The 18,489-nt window shown below is 42.0% G+C and carries 18 protein-coding genes; 14 read left to right on the top strand and 4 right to left on the bottom strand.

Annotated elements, in window-relative coordinates:
- Positions 1-114: 114 nt before the first annotated feature.
- The 5 genes from G6554_RS13600 to G6554_RS13580 are packed head-to-tail and all read left to right on the top strand — an operon-like array spanning position 115 to position 5,393.
- Positions 115-1,128, top strand: coding sequence for an XdhC family protein (locus G6554_RS13600; protein ID WP_347564306.1), 1,014 nt, complete (start codon positions 115-117; stop codon positions 1,126-1,128).
- Positions 1,110-1,718: a nucleotidyltransferase family protein gene (locus G6554_RS13595; RefSeq protein ID WP_166242709.1), complete on the top strand. Its 609-nt coding sequence runs from the start codon at positions 1,110-1,112 to the stop codon at positions 1,716-1,718. Before G6554_RS13600 ends, G6554_RS13595 begins: the two co-directional genes overlap by 19 nt.
- A 10-nt stretch (positions 1,719-1,728) precedes the next feature.
- Positions 1,729-4,053: a xanthine dehydrogenase family protein molybdopterin-binding subunit gene (locus tag G6554_RS13590; RefSeq protein WP_166242707.1), complete on the top strand. Its 2,325-nt coding sequence runs from the start codon at positions 1,729-1,731 to the stop codon at positions 4,051-4,053.
- Positions 4,053-4,886: an FAD binding domain-containing protein gene (locus tag G6554_RS13585; protein WP_166242705.1), complete on the top strand. Its 834-nt coding sequence runs from the start codon at positions 4,053-4,055 to the stop codon at positions 4,884-4,886. The genes G6554_RS13590 and G6554_RS13585 overlap by 1 nt, the downstream gene beginning before the upstream one ends.
- 36 nt (positions 4,887-4,922) lie before the next feature.
- Complete coding sequence (locus G6554_RS13580; protein WP_166242703.1) at positions 4,923-5,393, top strand: (2Fe-2S)-binding protein; 471 nt, start codon at positions 4,923-4,925, stop codon at positions 5,391-5,393.
- Positions 5,394-5,418: 25 nt separating this feature from the next.
- On the opposite strand, the gene G6554_RS13575 is transcribed toward G6554_RS13580, so the two are convergent.
- Positions 5,419-7,488, bottom strand: a complete 2,070-nt coding sequence (locus tag G6554_RS13575; RefSeq protein WP_166242701.1) for a peptidoglycan D,D-transpeptidase FtsI family protein — start codon at positions 7,486-7,488, stop codon at positions 5,419-5,421.
- An 88-nt stretch (positions 7,489-7,576) separates the two neighbouring features.
- On the opposite strand from G6554_RS13575, the gene G6554_RS13570 reads away from it, so the two are divergent.
- Positions 7,577-7,969: a hypothetical protein gene (locus G6554_RS13570; protein ID WP_166242699.1), complete on the top strand. Its 393-nt coding sequence runs from the start codon at positions 7,577-7,579 to the stop codon at positions 7,967-7,969.
- Between the two features lie 42 nt (positions 7,970-8,011).
- Here G6554_RS13570 and G6554_RS13565 read toward each other — a convergent pair whose 3' ends face one another.
- Genes G6554_RS13565 through G6554_RS13555 form a run of 3 tightly spaced genes read right to left on the bottom strand, consistent with a single transcriptional unit; the run spans position 8,012 to position 11,668 of the window.
- Positions 8,012-8,491, bottom strand: coding sequence for a (2Fe-2S)-binding protein (locus tag G6554_RS13565; protein WP_207343041.1), 480 nt, complete (start codon positions 8,489-8,491; stop codon positions 8,012-8,014).
- Positions 8,488-9,327: an FAD binding domain-containing protein gene (locus G6554_RS13560; protein ID WP_166242697.1), complete on the bottom strand. Its 840-nt coding sequence runs from the start codon at positions 9,325-9,327 to the stop codon at positions 8,488-8,490. The genes G6554_RS13565 and G6554_RS13560 overlap by 4 nt, the downstream gene beginning before the upstream one ends.
- Positions 9,314-11,668 carry a xanthine dehydrogenase family protein molybdopterin-binding subunit gene (locus G6554_RS13555; RefSeq protein WP_166242695.1) on the bottom strand — a complete coding sequence of 785 codons (2,355 nt, stop codon included), beginning with the start codon at positions 11,666-11,668 and terminating at the stop codon, positions 9,314-9,316. The genes G6554_RS13560 and G6554_RS13555 overlap by 14 nt, the downstream gene beginning before the upstream one ends.
- Before the next feature lie 348 nt (positions 11,669-12,016).
- Between G6554_RS13555 and G6554_RS13550 the strand changes: the two genes are divergently transcribed.
- The 8 genes from G6554_RS13550 (at position 12,017) to G6554_RS13515 (ending at position 18,333) form a co-directional block, all read left to right on the top strand.
- Positions 12,017-12,793 carry a TerC family protein gene (locus G6554_RS13550; protein WP_166242693.1) on the top strand — a complete coding sequence of 259 codons (777 nt, stop codon included), beginning with the start codon at positions 12,017-12,019 and terminating at the stop codon, positions 12,791-12,793.
- A 137-nt stretch (positions 12,794-12,930) separates the two neighbouring features.
- Entirely contained in the window at positions 12,931-13,362 is a 432-nt protein-coding gene (locus G6554_RS13545) for a GtrA family protein (RefSeq protein WP_166242691.1), read from the top strand.
- A gap of 10 nt (positions 13,363-13,372) precedes the next feature.
- Entirely contained in the window at positions 13,373-14,038 is a 666-nt protein-coding gene (locus G6554_RS13540) for a phosphatase PAP2 family protein (protein ID WP_166242689.1), read from the top strand.
- Between the two features lie 38 nt (positions 14,039-14,076).
- Positions 14,077-14,778: a CDP-diacylglycerol--serine O-phosphatidyltransferase gene (pssA, locus tag G6554_RS13535; RefSeq protein WP_166242815.1), complete on the top strand. Its 702-nt coding sequence runs from the start codon at positions 14,077-14,079 to the stop codon at positions 14,776-14,778.
- A gap of 105 nt (positions 14,779-14,883) precedes the next feature.
- Positions 14,884-15,189 (top strand): iron-sulfur cluster assembly accessory protein, encoded by a 306-nt coding sequence (locus G6554_RS13530; protein ID WP_166242687.1) that lies wholly within the window; start codon positions 14,884-14,886, stop codon positions 15,187-15,189.
- Positions 15,190-15,317: 128 nt separating this feature from the next.
- Positions 15,318-17,036 (top strand): ABC transporter ATP-binding protein, encoded by a 1,719-nt coding sequence (locus tag G6554_RS13525; RefSeq protein ID WP_166242685.1) that lies wholly within the window; start codon positions 15,318-15,320, stop codon positions 17,034-17,036.
- 224 nt (positions 17,037-17,260) lie between these two features.
- A complete protein-coding gene (locus tag G6554_RS13520; RefSeq protein WP_166242683.1) occupies positions 17,261-18,016 on the top strand; it encodes a Cof-type HAD-IIB family hydrolase in 756 nt (251 codons plus the stop codon).
- Between the two features lie 116 nt (positions 18,017-18,132).
- Positions 18,133-18,333 (top strand): cold-shock protein, encoded by a 201-nt coding sequence (locus tag G6554_RS13515; RefSeq protein ID WP_007086815.1) that lies wholly within the window; start codon positions 18,133-18,135, stop codon positions 18,331-18,333.
- The last annotated feature ends 156 nt before the right edge of the window (positions 18,334-18,489 follow it).

The following is an 18,489-nucleotide window of genomic DNA, read 5'->3' as shown; positions in this document are numbered from 1 at the left end:
CATTTTTACTAAATATGTATGAAAGCAGCAATTGAAAAATTAATCATTCTAGGAATAGCTTACGTCCTAATATAAATAAGATAGGAATTCATGTGTTTGAAGTGGGGGAGAAGCGTGGAGGATTTTCATCAAATTTTAGACGGACTTGATTATCCAGAGCCGAGCGTTTTAGCAACAATCGTTTGTGTAAAGGGGTCGTCTTATAAAAAAGAAGGCGCAATGATGGTTTTTTATGCAGATGGCACGCAAATCGGCATGCTAACGGCGGGATGCTTGGAAACAGACTTGGCATTAAAGGTGAAGGAAGTTTTCGAAAAACAGGAGGCGATGATGGTTCAATACGACTTATTTGATGAGGACGATTTAAGCTGGGGCCAAGGTGCCGGCTGTAATGGAACGATCGATATTTTAATCGAGCCCATCACGGATAAAGTAAAAGAGGATTTTCGCTTAGTAAAAACGCTTCTTAGTCGGCATAAACCTATTATAGGGTTAAAAAAGCTAAATGAATTGGGGGAATATGTATTTATTGAGGAGGAGGGCGAACCGTTTGGAAACTGGTCTGGCCCGGTCCCGGTCATTGAGTTTACCACGAAAAGTGGTGTCATGTCTGGTGCCCCCACTGTATTTCAGCATACGTACCACCCAAAGCCAAGACTGATTGTTTTCGGAGCAGGTCCGGATGCAATCCCACTTGTGTCATTAGCAGCGGGTACAGGTTTTACCGTATTGGTCTGTGATTGGCGGGAATCATTTTGTCAGAAAAAAAACTTTCCAGCGGCTGAGCAGCTGTTTTTGGGATTCCCCGCAAATCTTTGTAGACGAATCTCTTTTTCACCCTATGATTTTGTTGTGGTGATGACACATCATTTTCAGCGGGATCAAGAAATTTTAATGAAGGTGCGAAATAAGAATATTCGATACCTAGGAGTGTTGGGGCCAAAGGAACGGACAAAAAGACTATTAAAAGGTGAAATTGTTCCAAAATGGATTCACTCGCCAATGGGTGCAGCGATTGGAGCTAAAGGGCCAGCTGAAATTGCTGTCAGTGTGGTCGCGGAAATGGTAGAAGTGTGGAGAAGACCTGTGCATGAACGGGTGGAGCTGTTATGGACCATTCCGGATTAGTCGGTATTTATCTCGCTGCAGGGAGGAGCAGCAGAATGGGTCGTCCAAAGGTAAACTTGCGGTTAGGGAATCGGCTGTTGGGGGGCATCGCCTTAAGGGAGGCACTGGAATCCAAGTTAGATGTTACATTTGTTATTACACGGCAGGGAGATCCGCTAGAATGGTTAGTCCCTTTTTCAAATAGTGAAGGTTTGAGAATTGTAGAATGTAAGGAAGCGGATAAGGGTCAGAGCGCCTCGCTGAGAGTGGGGGTGATGGCAGCTGCGGAAACGGGGGCAGCTGGTATTGTCGTTTTGCTAGCTGACCAGCCGTTTGTGACAACGAAAATGATTAATCAATTAATAGATGAATACCATGAATCTGAGCAGTTTGTTGCCTTTTCGCATCATGGCGTGATGAAACCACCCGTTCTATTAGCGAATAGTCTTTTTCCGAGAATAAAGGAATTAGAAGGGGATCAGGGGGCTAGAAGTTTGCTTCGCAGTGGCTGTTTGGGAAAGCAAATAAAATTGAATACGGATGTTTATTTTTTTGATGTGGATACGGAAGAGGATTACCAGTTTTTATTGAAAAATCGGCCATTCCTATAGATAAGGAGGGATGAAGGTGGAGGTTATCGGGAAAAGTGTCATCCGCAAAGATGCATTAGATAAGGTGACGGGACGCGCCAAGTATACCCATGACTACCATACGGTTCCGATGCTGTCAGGAAAAATGGTCATCAGCCCCTATGGACATGCGAAAATTATCAGCATTAATCTGTCAGAAGCTTGGCAGGTTCCTGGTGTAAGGGCAATCCTTGCCGGGGAACGTTTTCCACTTACGGGTGAGGCAATACGGGACCGTCCGCCGCTTGCTATTGATAAGGTTCGCTACCATGGTGAACCTGTTGCCCTTGTTGTAGCGGATACGCCAGTGCAAGCAAAGAAGGCCGCTGACCTTATTAAGGTTCAATATGAATTGCTGCCGGTTGTCAACTCACCAACCCAGGCGTTCCAAAGTGACGCACCCTTAGTGCACGAGCACTTGGGTGAATATAAAAAGGAAGACGATTCACAACCGGTGCCTGGCACCAATATCGCCACACATATTAAAATTCGTAAGGGTGATACGGAAAAGGGATGGGCGGCTAGTGAAACAGTTGTGGAAGCCAGTTTCTCTTTTGCCCCTTCAGATCATGCGGCAATGGAAACCCGTTGTGCGACAGCGGAGATTATGCCGGATGGAAAGATCATGATTATGACGTCTTCGCAGGCGCCCTTTATGGTTAAAAGGCTGATCGCTGATTATTTCGGGGAGGATCTGGGGAAAATTACCGTTACAACTCCGCTTGTTGGCGGAGCATACGGCGGTAAGGCCGCGATCCAGCTGGAGGTACTTGCCTTTTTGGCATCCAAAGCGGTCGGTGGAAAACCTGTGAAAATTTTGAATACTAGAGAAGAAGATATTATTACCTCGCCGTGTCATATTGGTTTAGATGCAGTTGTTAAGTTAGGGGCTTTGAGAAATGGAAAAATTCAGGTGGCAGAAATCCGCTATTTGTGGGATGGCGGAGCTTATTCCGATAAAGCGATTGATGTCACAAGGTCAGGTGCCGTTGATTGTACAGGGCCATACAATATAGAAAATGTTTGGTGTGATTCGTACTGTATGTACACGAATCATCCGTATGCATCCCCATTCAGGGGCTTTAGTCATTCAGAACTTTCATTTGCGATTGAACGGACAATGGATGTATTAGCGCAAAAATTAACGATTGATCCGCTTGAGCTTAGGTATATGAATGCGATTATGCCGGGCAATACCACACCGACAAGGGTTTTGTTAAATAATAGTAATGTCGGTAATCTGAGGAAATGTATTGAAAAGGTTCGAGACCTAATCCATTGGGATGAGGGGGCTGTAAAGGAGTTAAATAATCGATATATTCGGGTAAAAGGGGTCAGCTGCAGCTGGAAAACGTCGACGATTGACACGGATGCCCCATCTGGCGTCATTTTGACCTTTAATCGGGATGGAACGATTAACCTCATGTCCGGAGTCATTGAAATTGGTACCGGAACCAAAACGGTCCTTGCACAGATTCTAGCCGAACGCTTGAAAATGGATGTAGATCATATACATGTAAGGATGGAAGTGGATACCCAAACAACACCAGAGCATTGGAAGACGGTGGCAAGCAGAGGTACCTTCATGGGGGGAAGGGCTGTGTTACGGGCGGCAGAGGACGTGATTCATCAGTTAAAGGAAATTGCCGCCTGTGTTTTAAGAGCACCTAAGGAGGATCTGGAAATAGCGAACAGCCGTGTTTTTTTACGGGATGATCCATCCATCGGCCTTGATTTTAAAGAACTTGCCAGTGGCTATAAGTATCCAAATGGGCAAACGATTGGCGGGCAAATTATCGGAAGCGGAAGTTATATTTTGCGTCATCTTACCCATTTGGATCCTGAAACAGGTGCAGGGAAGCCTGGTCCGGAATGGACGGTTGCGGCCTACGGGGTTGAGGTCGAATTTGATCGGCGGGATTGCACGTACCGGCTAGTTAAAGCCTGTACGGTCGTTGATATTGGCAAAGTGATGAACGAAAAAGCAGCTCTTGGTCAGGTTATGGGCGCAATGAGCATGGGCCTCGCATTCGCAGGCAGGGAAACGTTTTATTTTGATGAGCTTGGCCGGGTTATGAATCCACAGCTCCGTACTTACAGGCCGCTGAGGTATGGAGAGAATCCTGAATACGTGGTGGGATTTGTAGAAACCCCGCAGATTGATGGTCCTTATGGAGCCCGTGGTGTTGGGGAACATGGATTGATGGGGATGCCCGGAGCACTTGGAAATGCCTTGTCGACCGCAGCGGGTGTTTCGCTCCACCATTTGCCATTAATTCCAGAGTTAATTTGGAAGGCAAAGGAGGCGGCACGGTAATGCTGTCATTCGATTTTGATTATTATCGGCCGGATACATTGCAAGAGGCCGTTGGATTATTACAATATTTAGAGCAAGAGGGCAAACAGCCGTTTATTTTTTCGGGTGGAACAGAATTAATCACACTTGGAAGAATTGATTTAGCTACTACTGAAGCTGTGATTGATATTAAAAATATTGCTGATTGCGGTGTTATGCAGGGAAGTGGGGATCACCTGTTTCTTGGCAGTACGCTTTCCCTTACAACCATTGAGGAAGCAAATCTATTCCCGTTATTAACAAGAATTGCCAGCGGAGTTGCCGATCATACGGCGCGCAGAAAAATTACCTTGGGCGGGAATATTTGTGCACGAATTTTTTACCGGGAAACGGTTCTGCCCTTTCTACTTGCAGACAGCCAAGTATTATTGATTGGACCAAATGGGAAGAAGATTGTTCTGATTAATGAAATATTTAATGAAGAGTTAGTATTGGAACCAGGCGAATTTCTGATTCAAATTGCAACCGAAAATCGGTTTATCAGAGCCCCGTTTTTTAGTATCAAACGACGCCAGCAGTGGGATACTGGCTATCCCTTGATTACCATTGCTGCTTTAAAAATGGATCAACAGATTCGTGTGGGTATAAGCGGGCTGTGCCCATTTCCGTTTCGCTCAAGAGAGGTTGAATCGGCATTAAATAATCAAGGGCAATCGAAAGAAGTGAGGGTGGAGGGGGCATTGGCCGTATTACCGCAGCCGATTTTAGATGATGTTGAGGGGTCTAGTGAATATCGTCTATTTGTATTACGGAATTTGCTTTTTGATATGCTGGCAGCTCTTGATAGAGGGTAAGATTTCAAATTTAGTAAGGGGAAAGGAGCTGAGAATTTGAAATCCTCCACGATTACGTTAAAGATAAATGAAGAAAGTCGGATAGTTACCGTCAGATCCGCGGACACTCTTTTATATGCGCTAAGAGGGAAGCTTGGTCTAACTGGGGCGAAGCCAGGGTGTTTAAATGGTGACTGCGGTGCATGCACAGTGAATGTCGATGGCTGGCCGATGAAATCCTGTTTGATGCTAGCGGTGGAAGCGGTTGGGAAAAACGTGACAACAATAGAGGGACTGGTCGATACTCCTATCCAACGAGCATTTATAGAGAACTTCGCCTTTCAATGTGGCTATTGTACACCAGGCTTCATTATGAATTGCCACTCGTTAATTGAGCAGCATCCGGACGCCGATAATGAAACCATTAAAGAATGGCTTGAATCAAATATTTGTCGCTGCACAAGCTATATCGAAATTGAGAAGGCAGTGAAATCGGTGCTAAAGGAGAAAGGAAAAACGCCAGGATGAGTCCATTGGCGTTTTTCTCTGTCCCTCATTTTCTCTTCATTTGGAAGTATGTGTCTAAAACTCTTCGTCCGATTTTTAGGCTAACACGATTGTCTTCCTTTCCTTCGTAGGCCCATGGCACTAATACAGCCATGGCTATTTCCGGATGTGTGCTAGGGGCGTAGCTAACTAGGCTAAGGTTCATAACGGGCGGCGGCACTTTCCCGTAATTCCCTCTTAAAGGTCCGTCATAAAAGGCTTCGGCAGTTCCGGTTTTTCCGGCAGGTGAATACAGGGCATCTGCGAAAAATTTATAGGCTGTGCCTCCTGGGGACTGCATCACCTTTTTGAAACCTAATTTGACACGATTCATCCATTCCCTTTTTACATCAATCGTATTTAGGACGGTTGGATTGACTTCTTGAAGAATGGGTCCGAGCTCATCCTTTTCATTCGCGGGTTCCCGAATTTGTTTCACCACATGGGCCTGCATACGGTAGCCACCATTGGCAATAGTGGAAATGTATTGTGCCAACTGCATGGCGGAATATGTATCATATTGGCCAATCACTAGGTCAAGTAAATACCCAGGCAGCCTGCTTTGCCCTTTAAATCCCGTTTGTTCATTTGGCAAATCAATGCCGGTTCGAGTTCCCAACCCAAACGAGGCGAAGGAGTTTCTAATGGTTTCGAACGCCATTCTGTTCGTGAAATTTAAGGGTTTATCGTATTCATAATGTCCTTTACCAATATGAATTGCAGTATGGAACATATAGACATTTGAAGATTTTTTTAAGGCTTCAATTTCATTTAATCTACCTAAATAGGCATAGGATTTTTTGATGGGCGTATCTTTAATCTTGATACCGGAATCATCAAAAGCGGTCCCGGGTGAAATGGCCCCTGTTTTATAGCCGGTTAAAATCGTCGCTCCTTTTACCGTTGAGCCAACACTATAGGTAGTGGTAAAAGTACCTAGGGCATCATCAACCATTTCTACTTTACTGGTTTCTTGATTTTTAACCATTTTTTTACCGGACATTGTTAAGACTTCCCCAGTCCAAGGATCCATTAAAACGACATAGGCCCGGTCGGATAAATAGGTACCGGGTGCTTTCTTAGCCGCCCAAAGTTCCTCTTCAACCACCTTATCGATGGCCATTTGTAAGTCCATATCAATTGTTAAAACAAGATCTTTCCCCTTCTTCCCTGTTAAAACAGATTGGGTGTCAATGACACTGCCTGTTTTATCGGTAATATTTTTCACCTTGGATTTATAGCCATGAAGGACATCCTCATACTGCATTTCTAACTGACTTTTCCCTATTCGGTCATTGTGGCTATAGCCCCTTGCCAAAAAATAATCTAATTGATCTGCAGGCAGACCATCACCGGAGTTGGTCACTTTTCCCAAAACAGATCTCAGTGTATGGTTAAAGGCATAGGTACGATCCCAATCCGTGGTTGTTTCGATCCCTGGAAGAGAATGAAGATTTTCGCTAACCACTGCAAATTCCTTTTCGGTAACCGCTTCGTTTTTTACCATTTGCGAGGTGAATTTATACCCGCTGGTAAATTCACGAAAAATCGCTAGTACTTCAAGGTCTTCATCCGTTAATTCTTTCAAATCTTCCTCCGTGATGCGGCCTAATTTTAATTGATAGATTTCTTTATCGGTTATTTTTTTGGCCTCATATAAGCCCCTTTCCATTTTAGTGATTTTGCTATCAGCACGTACCTGATTCTTTAATATCCAAAAATCCCGCTTGTCTCTATCTGTGACCTTATCGGTTTTCTTTTCTATCAACTGAGCTAATTTCTTTGCAGTTTCAAGCATTTCTTGTTGACTAAAACCTTCATTTGTAAAAGTAATGGCACTTTTTGGAGCGTTATCGACAATGACACGAAAATCACGGTCGAATAGTTTTCCGCGAGGGACAGGGTGGCTAACGGTAAAATCTTCTTTTCTCTCCAAATCCCGCTTGAAATTTTCTCCATAAACAATTTGGACGAAGCCCAGTCGAAGAATTAATATCGAAAATAATAGAAATACACTAAAGAAAAGTACATTTAGACGAAAAGGAAAATGAGACTTTTTCTTTTTCTGTTTCTCCAAATGGTTGCACATCCTTTGCGTTTTATTTGGATAAAAAGATGGAATCAATAGAAACTAAAGGAAACGGTATATAAATGGAGGGTTGTTCATGAAAAAACAAAATAAGCAGCAAAATCAGTCACAAAGCTTTCAACAACAACAAATACAGCAACAACAGCAGCAGCTGAATCAAAATCAGGCAATGATGGAGCAGCAATTTCAAACTCAAAAACAGCAAGCACTACAGACCATGCAGCAGGCTGAGCAAATGATCCAGCAGAATGCTTCGATGTCCAATCCGCAGGCAATGCAGCAGGCGGGGCAACAGCTGCAACAGGCTGTTCAACAGCTAAACCAATTGCAAGGAATGGCGGTGACCCAGGCAACCACTGCTCAGCAGCAGCAATTAGAACAAGTCCAGCAGCAAATTGAGCAAGCAGCTCAGACACTTAGTTTGATTGAGTCACTTAATGAAGGAAATTATAGCTTTAAAAAAGGGTAAATCCTTGACGAACCCAGCTTTCAAATGAAAGCTGGGTATTTTTTATGCTTGTTTCTCTGCTTGAACAGCCGCTTTTACGGCTTCTTTTATTTCTTGATAACCCGTACAGCGGCAGAGATTGGATTGCATCCATTCCTCTATGACCTCTTCATCCGCATTGGGATGCTTCTTTGCCAGGGCATGGCAATTTAAGATAAAACCAGGGGTACAAAAACCACATTGAATAGCCCATTTTTCGACAAATATCCTTTGAATTGGTGAATCCATAAGACTTTCAATGGTGGTAATGGGCTGGTTAATGGTTTCGATGGCAAGGGATAGGCAGGAATGTATGGGCTCCCCATTGATTAATACGGTACAAGCCCCACAATCCCCATTTTCACAGGCTCGCTTTGCCCCAGTTAACCCCAGTTGCTCACGCAACGTATGTAAAAGGGTATCAGCCGATCGAACCATTACCTCATGTGTTTCCCCGTTTACATGCAGGTTGACAACAGTTTTGGCTAAACTTTTTTGGATCATGCCGGTGCCACCTCCAAAGAATCCATTATTTCATGTAAAGCATTTTTTAAAACAAATGTACGGTATTCGCGGGATGCCTGTATGTCATCAATAATCTGCGCTGGCAGTAAACTAACTGCCTTATTAATCTTTTCTGCCATGGAGAGGGATGTTTCATTTAATGCTGCTTCTACTTGGTCGGATCTGAATGGATATTCACATACACCGCTAAAGGCGGTACGGATTCTCTGATCTTTTACGAGCGCTGCAATCGAAACGACTGGATAACTAACCTTCGTGATTTTGGTTTTTTTTAAGCTGGCAAAGGGGAGAGTCCCATAACCTTTTTTCACCAAAATTTGCACAAGGAATTCCCCGCTACCGATCTTTAGCTCCTTATCAAGAATATTTGTTAATGGGAGAACCAGCTCACCCTCACTCCTTGCCAGTTTTACTTTTGCATCCGATAAAAGAAGCGGTAAAATGCCTTCCCGATAAATTAATCGGCTGTTAATATTTCCCCCAATGGTAATCTTATTCCTTGAAGTATGATCTGCGATCTGTTTAACCGTTTGTCCCAGTAACGGGAATATTGAGGATTCTGTAATCTTATTCAAAGAAACAGCAGAACCGATGACGAATTGATCACCCTGCTGTTCCAGTACATGACACTCAGGGATCCCCTTAATATCGATAATGGCATCTGCTGCCATTTGATTGATGCGGGAAAAAGTAATAAATTCGGTCCCACCGCTATAGTAGATCACCTTTTTTCCTTGATTGCGAAGGTCTTGATACGTTTGAATCGCTTCGGCTATGGTCTCTGGCTTATAGTATTCAAAGTCAAACGGAATCATTTTGGGTCTCCTTCCGTGTCTTCCAGATTAATTCCGGGATAAGTGGTAAATGATTTAACTCTACCTGTGCCGCTGTGGAAAGGCTATTTGCCAGGGCACCCGCCATTCCAATGACACCGTATTCACCAATGCCTCGTGCCCCGTATGGTCCATCAGCGGAAGGGGATTCAATAAAATCTACTAAATACTCTACCGGTTGTTCTCCAAACCGTATCATTTGATAGGTTCTTAGTTGTGGATTTAGAACTTTTCCGGTTTCATCAAAAATAAAAGCTTCTCTACTGGCAAAGCTAAGTCCTAAATACATGCCGCCACGCATTTGCTGGGTGGCCATCGCCGGGTTAATGATCGTTCCGCCATCTAGAACGGTTACCGCTTTCAATAGTTTATAGGTACAATCGTTTGTGTCATATTCGATTTCTACCGCTTGGGTTCCAACGGACCACCATGGCCCAGGTTTTCCAAATCCTGTTTCTTTATCCATCGGGGTTAAATGCCGCTGAATATATTTTCCATGGCCGACAACCTGTCCCTCCACTGCATGGCCATTTGGATACTTATATCCCAAAGCTAAATCTTCAATGTTCATTCCGTATTCAGGGCTTGGTTTAAGGTATACCCGGCCACCGCCAACCTCCAAATCTTCCATTGAACATTGCATAGCGATGGAGGCAGTTCGTTTTAATTGAGAGATAGCATCATCTGCCGCAGCCATGACGGCTCTTCCAGCTAGAAATGTTGTACTGCTGGCAACAGTCCGCCATTGATGGGGGTCATACTGTGAATTTACTTCCATTGTGACATGGACTTTTTTAATATCCATTTTTAATCGTTCCGCAACTAATTGGGCTAAAACGGTTTTGGTTCCTTGGCCTAATTCAATGGCAGCACAATTCAAATTCACGCTGCCATCTGCCTCAAACTTAATAACAGCTCCTGATTGTGCGTTTGTCGATGTTGTCGATGTCTTCCAAAAGGTACTAATTCCTTTAGCCTTTATTTTATTTTTGGAGATTTCAATCCGTTGTCCTTCATCCCATTTAATCAGCTCTTTAGCTCGTTCTATGCATTTATCGACATCACCAATATTATTAGCGTTAAGAACAGTCTGGGTAGGAGAGGTGTTACCGGGTTTAATTGCATTTATTTTTCGTAGCTCCGTCGGGTCCATGTTTAATTGTTGCGCCAGCTGATCCATCGTCCGCTCAACTGCAAAGGTGAGTTCCGGGTGGGCGTATCCCCGGAATGACGTGGCAAAAGGATGGTTCGTATACATACAATAAGAATCGCACCAAACGTTCGGTACATCATAAGGGCCTGTACAATCGAGTGCCATTGCACGGGTAATCCCGGCAGCTTGATCTGTATATGCACCGGAGTCAATCAAGAAGGTATATTGACCCGCCATTATTTTTCCTTCTCTATTCGTACCAAGAGAAATAGAAGCCTCAAGCCCGATGTGACATGGCGCCGTGATTAAATCTTCCTCACGTTCATATTCCAATTTCACCATTTTCCCGCCAATCGCCTTTGATGCTAAGTACGCAAGCGGTTCTAGCTGAACAGTGCCTTTTCCGCCAAATGCACCGCCAATCAAAGGTGTATGGACGATGATATTTCCTACATCGATATTAAAAAATTGATTTAACACCTTTTTAATCGTGAATGGGGACTGGGTTGTTGAGTGAACCACGACCTTACCGGCCGGATTTATTTCTACTCTTGTACCACGGGTTTCTAATGCTGCATGGTCAGATAAATTAAAGGAATAGCTTGCGCTTATTTTGGAGTCGCATTTTTCCCAGGTCTTAATAAAATCTCCCTTGCGAATTTTGATATGACTGCCAATATTCGTCCCTTGAACAGGGTAGACATTGCTAATAATCTTTATATATTGACCGGAATTTTCATGAATTAACGGTGCATCGTTTTTGAAAGCCTCTTGAGCAGAATTCACCACCGGTAATGGGGTATAGTCAACTTTTACCTGCTGAGAAGCTTTTTTAGCCTGGTATTCATGGTCCGCCACAACAATGGCTACTGGTTCCCCATAATACCGTACTTTTTCGAAAGCTAACGGGGGCCGATCTGCAAGAATTGGTCCGATATGATAAGGGAACATGTTGCCGGTCACGATGGCACGGACTCCCGGTACTTTCCATGCTTCAGTAAGATCGATGTGGTTAATTTTTGCATGGGCATGTGTGCTGGTTACTAATTTCGCATGGGCTAAGCCCGGGGTTGAGAAATCCCCCAGGTATCTCACCGTTCCTGCTGCTTTTTCGACCGCATCAATTCTCTGTTCGGACGTTCCAACCGATTTCCATGGTTTTTCTTGCATAAGGCGAAGTCCTCCTGGTAAATAAAATATGTGTATCAGGGTTCTCCACGTTATTTTCTCTTTAGTTGTAAAATTTATACAGATTGACACATGATTAAAAGTATCATATAATATTAGTAATTAAATATTTCCTTTTTAAAGGGGAGTAGCTGCTACAATAAAGTCGTCATTTCGAGGATTCATTTCTCCGGCTTTATTGGCAACATGGACGTTGTTAGCAAGACCTTTACTTTACTGTAATGGTCTTTTTGTGTTTTTTTAGGCCTTTACTGTATCTAAGTAAAGGCCTATTTTTATGGCATGAGGGAGTATTTGTTGAAAATGAAGATCATATTGGGGGAATGAAAGATGGATTTGACTCTTTTACTGGAATATGGATGGGTATTATTGATTTTGGTGGCTTTGGAGGGTTTGTTGGCAGCGGATAATGCCTTGGTTCTCGCCATTATGGTGAAACATTTACCTGAGGAAGAGCGGAAAAAAGCATTGTTCTATGGTCTTGCTGGGGCATTTGTCTTCCGCTTTGCGTCATTATTTGTGATTTCATTTCTTGTTGATGTCTGGCAGGTTCAAGCAATTGGGGCATTATATTTATTATTCATGGCAAGTAATCATATTTTCCGGAAAGTCATGAGAGGGAAAACAGGCAAAAAAGAGGAGAAGGTATTACGGAAGGCTGGAGGATTTTGGACGACTGTATTCAAGGTAGAAATAGCGGATATTGCTTTCGCCGTTGATTCTATTCTTGCAGCGGTTGCGATGGCAGTGGTTCTTCCAGACACAAAACTTCCCAATATTGGGGGGCTTGACGGTGGTAAGTTCTTAGTGATCTTTGCCGGAGGTATTATCGGATTGATCATCATGCGTTTTGCTGCCAACCAGTTTGTGAAGCTGCTAGAGAAAAGGCCTGGTCTTGAAATCGCGGCCTTTACAATTGTCGGTTGGGTCGGTGTTAAACTTGCTGTTTATACCCTTTCACATCCGTCATTAGCGATTCTTAGTGAAGATTTTGCCCATTCAACAGAATGGAAGGTAAGTTTTTATCTAGTTTTAGTGGGGATTGCAGCTGCAGGGTGGTTTTTTTCAAAGGATCATCCACAAAGAAAGACCGAAAAAGTCTTGTGAAAAGGAAAAGGACGTTGGGATTAACGGGCAAAGCTACTTGCTTTGGCCCGCTTAAAACCATTTCTATTTGTTAACTTTTAGGGTACAATAATGAAAGTTGAAATCATTGACCGCTCTTACGGTTTATAGGTGATGAAATGAGGTATTCATTTGTTCGTTTTATTATAGTAGGGATCGTAAATACGATAGTAGGCTTATCTTTTATGTATTTATTTTTACATGCATTAGGCCTCACGTATTGGATGTCCACTTTTCTTGGGAATTCAGTCGGAGCCATTGTAAGTTATTTCTTGAATCGGAAATTTACCTTTCAGAGCCAAAATTCTGTGTCAACGAGTGCCGTTCGTTTTGTAATTGTCATTTTGTGCTGTTATTTTATTTCCTATCAAGTAGGTGAACGACTTGTGGTATGGCTGTTTCATGCGAATGAGCTGTTTAATGACAAGGTCATAATAGATTTTGCTGTTTTGGTCGGAACGGGAATGTACACTTTTTTAAATTATTTTGGTCAAAGGGTGTTTGTATTTCCCAAAAATAGTTCTAAAGTGTGCATGAAGAATAAAATATAGAGGACGTAGTATGAATTTAAAATCGAATCTTATCATTGCTTTCTTCATCAGTACAATTTGTGTTATTGGTTTTAGTCTAGTATCCTTATTGATTAGCGACAAAAAAATTATCCATTTTGATAATCGTGTGATTGCCTTTATTCAAGGACAGGAGACACCTGTTTTAACAAAGGTTATGGAGTTTTTTACCTTCATTGGATCGGCGCCATTTGTGACAGTCCTGATTATCTTATTTGTATTTTTTCTATATAAAGTATTACATCACCGTTCGGAACTTATTCTATTTATGTCTGTAATTATTGGTTCAGCTGTCTTAAACGGTATTTTAAAGCATATTTTTAAACGGGTACGCCCTGATTTTCATCGTTTGATTGATATTTCAGGATACAGCTATCCAAGTGGACATGCCATGAATGCCTTCACGGTATATGTAATTCTCACATTTTTACTATGGCGTCATATTCCGAGTAAATGGGGGCGAAGTGTCCTTATCGTTTGCAGCAGTTTTATGATTCTCGCTATTGGGATTAGTCGGATTTACCTTGGTGTCCATTTTCCGAGTGATATAATGGGGGGATATCTTGCAAGCGGGTTTTGGTTAACAACGGCGATATGGTTTTTTCAATATTACCAAGAAAAGCGGTATCAACAGAAATATAAAAGAGCGGGCATATAATTAGTTCGATTAGTAACGCCCGGTAATTGAAAAGTGGAGTGGTCTTTATTATTAGAAACAGTATTCCAAATTTATTTACTTTAGCTAATCTTTTTTTTGGATTTTTATCGGTTATGTATTCGGCACAAGGGGATTACAAGAATGCAGCAATCTTGATTTTAATTGGGATGATGCTTGATAGTATGGATGGCCGAATTGCCAGAATGCTCCGAGTGGAAAGTGATTTAGGGAAGGAACTTGACTCCTTAGCAGACATTGTTACATTCGGTGTTGCACCGGCGATGATGGCCTATTATTCCTACTTTTCTTCCTTTGGCGTGTTGGGGATGGCGGTGGCAGGTCTATTTCCTTTATTCGGGGCATACCGCTTGGCCAGATTCAACATCAATGCGGTGAAATCTTCATTAAAGTATTTTACAGGTGTACCGATTACGGCTGCGGGCGGAGTGTTAACCCTGTTAACACTGTTCCATGGCAAAATGGCTGGCTTTATTTTTGTTATTGCCTTCTTTTTGCTTTGCTATTTGATGGTAAGTACGATAAAAATCCCTAGTTTAAAGGATATTCCGTTGCCGAAATACGGAATAATCATTACCCTGTTTTTAGGATATGCCATATACATTGTTTTCAAAAAAGAGCAACACCGATTCCCCTATTTTATTTATGTGGCTATACCCCTATATGTCGCCTTTATCGGTTATCAATTGGTCAAGACAAAAAGGAGAAATAATCCAAAATAAAAATAAGAATATTCAAGGTATTGCCGGTATTAAAGCTAGAAACTGTCTATTTTAAGATAATAGTGGGATAATATTTAAGGAATACATAATAGAGGAGATCTTAAAATGAAGGTGAAAATTAATCGCAATGCTGCAAAAGCATTGAAAAAAATGTTAGAACAAGAAGAGGCACAGGATAAACTGTTCCGAGTTTACGTCACCAGCGTTCACGGGGATCATGCACACTATGATTTGATGCTTGATACGCCAACAGAAAATGATGACGTGGTTCATACGGATAAGGAACTTGACTTTATTCTTGAGAAAAATAATGAATACCTAGAGGATATCTGGATTCAATTTTTCCATGTACCAAAGGAAGAATGGTTGATTACCAATCCTGCAAAAGGCGCACACCATCATCACCATTAAGATAAAGGAGCACTTGGGGCATATGCTGCCAAGTGTTTTTTTGCGCCGAACTTTCATAATACTTGAAATTGTACATATTTTTCTCATATAATCCTAGTATTGCTATTTAAGAAAAAAGGAGATTATCTATGATTCAACGTTTTTTTTCATATTATCGGCCGCATAAACGGCTGTTCCTATTGGATTTCAGCAGTGCTGTGGTTGTTGCTATCCTTGAATTAGCCTTCCCGCTTGCGGTTGGATGGTTTATTGATGATTTGCTCCCCGGGGGTGATTGGAAAACGATCGTTACCGTGAGTATTGGCCTTTTCCTCGTTTATTTAATAAGTACATTCCTGCAATATATTGTGAATTATTGGGGGCATAAGCTCGGAATTAATATTGAAACCGATATGCGGCAAGAATTGTTTGAGCATGTTCAGAAACAATCATTTCGTTTTTTCGACAATACGAAAACAGGTCATATCATGAGTAGAATTACCAATGATTTGTTCGACTTAGGGGAACTTGCCCACCATGGACCGGAGGATGTCTTTATAGCGTTGATGACGTTTATTGGCGCATTCTGGATCATGATGACGATTAATGTGAAATTGTCACTGGTAGCCGTGATCATTCTGCCCTTTTTGATGATCTTGGTTGTGGTTTGTAATTTAAAAATGAACAAGGCATGGAGTCAAATGTATTCAAGCATTGCGGACGTCAACGCACGCGTTGAGGATAGTGTTTCCGGTAGCCGTGTTGTGCAATCATTTACGAATGAAGAGTTTGAGATTAGTAGGTTTAAACAGAATAATCAACGCTATCGCGGGGCTAAGTTAGGCGGCTATCGTGTCATGTCTTACAGCCTTTCAGGGATTTATATGATGACAAGGCTCATTACGATTATCGTTCTTGTCTATGGTGCCTGGTTAAGCTTTTCGGGACAGCTTACATATGGGGAATTAGTAGGCTTTATCCTCTATGTTAATGTCCTCTTTAAACCAATTGATAAAATCAGTGCCATAATGGAGTTGTATCCGAAAGGAATGGCGGGTTTTAAACGTTTTATTGAATTGATTGATTCGGAACCGGAAGTAAAGGATACAGAGGATGCGGTTGAGGTGGAAACACTTAAAGGCAATATCCTGTTTAAAGAGGTTTCCTTCCGTTACGATCGACACAAATCAGTCCTAGAAAATATTAATTTAACCATTCGTTCTGGTGAGACTGTAGCCTTTGTTGGGCCGTCAGGAGCGGGTAAAACAACGATTTGCTCCTTGATTCCGCGATTTTATGATGTCAATGAAGGTGGCATTTACATTGATGGTCTAGATATCCGCAACATGACAAAAAAATCATTGCGTTCTCAAATTGGGATTGTACAACAGGATGTATTTCTGTTTACCGGGACACTCCGTGAAAATATTGCTTACGGGAAACAGCATGCAACCGATGCGGAAATTACTGAGGCGGCACGCCGTGCACACCTAGAAAAGTTTATTGCGTCATTGCCGGATGGTTACGAGACACAGATTGGCGAACGAGGGTTAAAGCTTTCCGGTGGTCAAAAACAACGTATTGCGATTGCCCGTATGTTTTTAAAAAATCCGCCTATCTTGATTCTGGACGAAGCCACTTCAGCACTTGATACAGAAACAGAAATGGTGATCCAAGAGGCCTTGACAGAGCTTGCGCAAAATAGAACCACCCTCATTATTGCCCACAGGCTCGCAACCATTCGTAATGCAGACCGGATTGTGGTTGTAACAGAAGAGGGAATTGCCGAAGAAGGCCGTCATGATGAATTAATTGAACAGGACGGTATTTTTGCTAATCTTCACCGAGCTCAATTTCAACGGCAATAACCTAAGAAAAGCGCAAGGCGCCTGAACCTGGCCATTCTCAAAGTCGAAATTTTTACTATCGTATCTCATACAGCTGGATCCTGTTAAAATGATGCAGGATTCTTTTTTTTTGTTGTTAAACATAAAAATATTATGTAAATCATTAAGGGGTGAATCTTTGAAAAATAGAAAACAAAAGTGTACGCTAAAGGAAGTAAACAAGAGGAAGGTGTTATTTACAACATATGGAGAATTTTAAAAACGATAGTGACATTAAATTAGTTGCACTTGATATGGATGGTACTCTTTTAAACAACAAGGGTGAGATATCAGAAGCGAATCGGCAGGCAATTAAAGCGGCTCAGGAGAAGGGAATCTATGTGGTTCTAAGTACAGGTCGGTCATTAAAAACAAGTCGAGAACATGCAGATGCGCTGGAACTGACATCGTATTTGGTGACCGTTAATGGCAGTGAAATCTGGGATGAAAAACGGGAGCTGGTCGAAAGGAATTTAGTGAAAGCAGAATCAATTGCATGGATGTGGGAACTAACAAAACAGCATAAAACAAAGTTTTGGGCGATCAGCACGGAACGGAATTGGCACGATGAAATGCCTGAGGACGTACATACAATGGAATGGTTAAAATTTGGCTTCAATATTGATGATGATGCTACAAGGGAGCTTATTCTAAAGGAATTGGAGGCAAAGGGCGAATTCGAGATAAGTAATTCCACCTTAAAGAATATTGAGGTCAATCCGTTTGGAATTAATAAAGCGAAAGGCCTGGGTATTGTCTGCGGCCGTCTCGGAATTGAAATGAGACATGTCATGGCTTGTGGCGACAGCCGCAATGACTTAATGATGATTAAAGAAGCAGGTCTTGGTGTAGCCATGGGGAATGCACAGGATGTAGTAAAAGAGGCAGCAGACTGGGTTACTGGAACAAATGAAGAGGATGGCGTGGCCCAAGCAATTCATAAATGGGTTCTTCATAGATAAAAAAATTACTTTTTAGCTTTTTTTTGGTATATGACGATAATTTATGGGTAAAAATAATTGGGCAAGTATATTTTGCAAAATCATGTAATTGTTACATGCTAGGAGGCTACAAAGAAATGGAACATGGTAAGGTAAAATGGTTTAACGGTGAAAAAGGGTTTGGATTCATTGAGCGTGAAGGTGGAGATGACGTATTCGTTCATTTCTCAGCGATTCAAGGCGAAGGATATAAAACCTTAGATGAAGGTCAAGAGGTCACATTTGATATTGAAAATGGACAACGTGGACCGCAAGCGGTTAACGTTCGGAAAGCATAAGACCTGCCAAGAAAACAGACCCTGTAATGGAGGGCACTGAAAAAGTCCACCTAAAAAATGTAAAAAGGGTATAATACCTCATTCATTGAGGGAATTATACCTTTTTTGCTGTATAATTATAGTATCAATTTTAACGGGTGGGTATTATGATACAAA

Source organism: Bacillus sp. MM2020_4 (assembly GCF_011250555.1).
Classification (GTDB): domain Bacteria; phylum Bacillota; class Bacilli; order Bacillales; family Cytobacillaceae; genus Neobacillus.
This window is presented reverse-complemented; position numbering and strand designations above follow the sequence as displayed.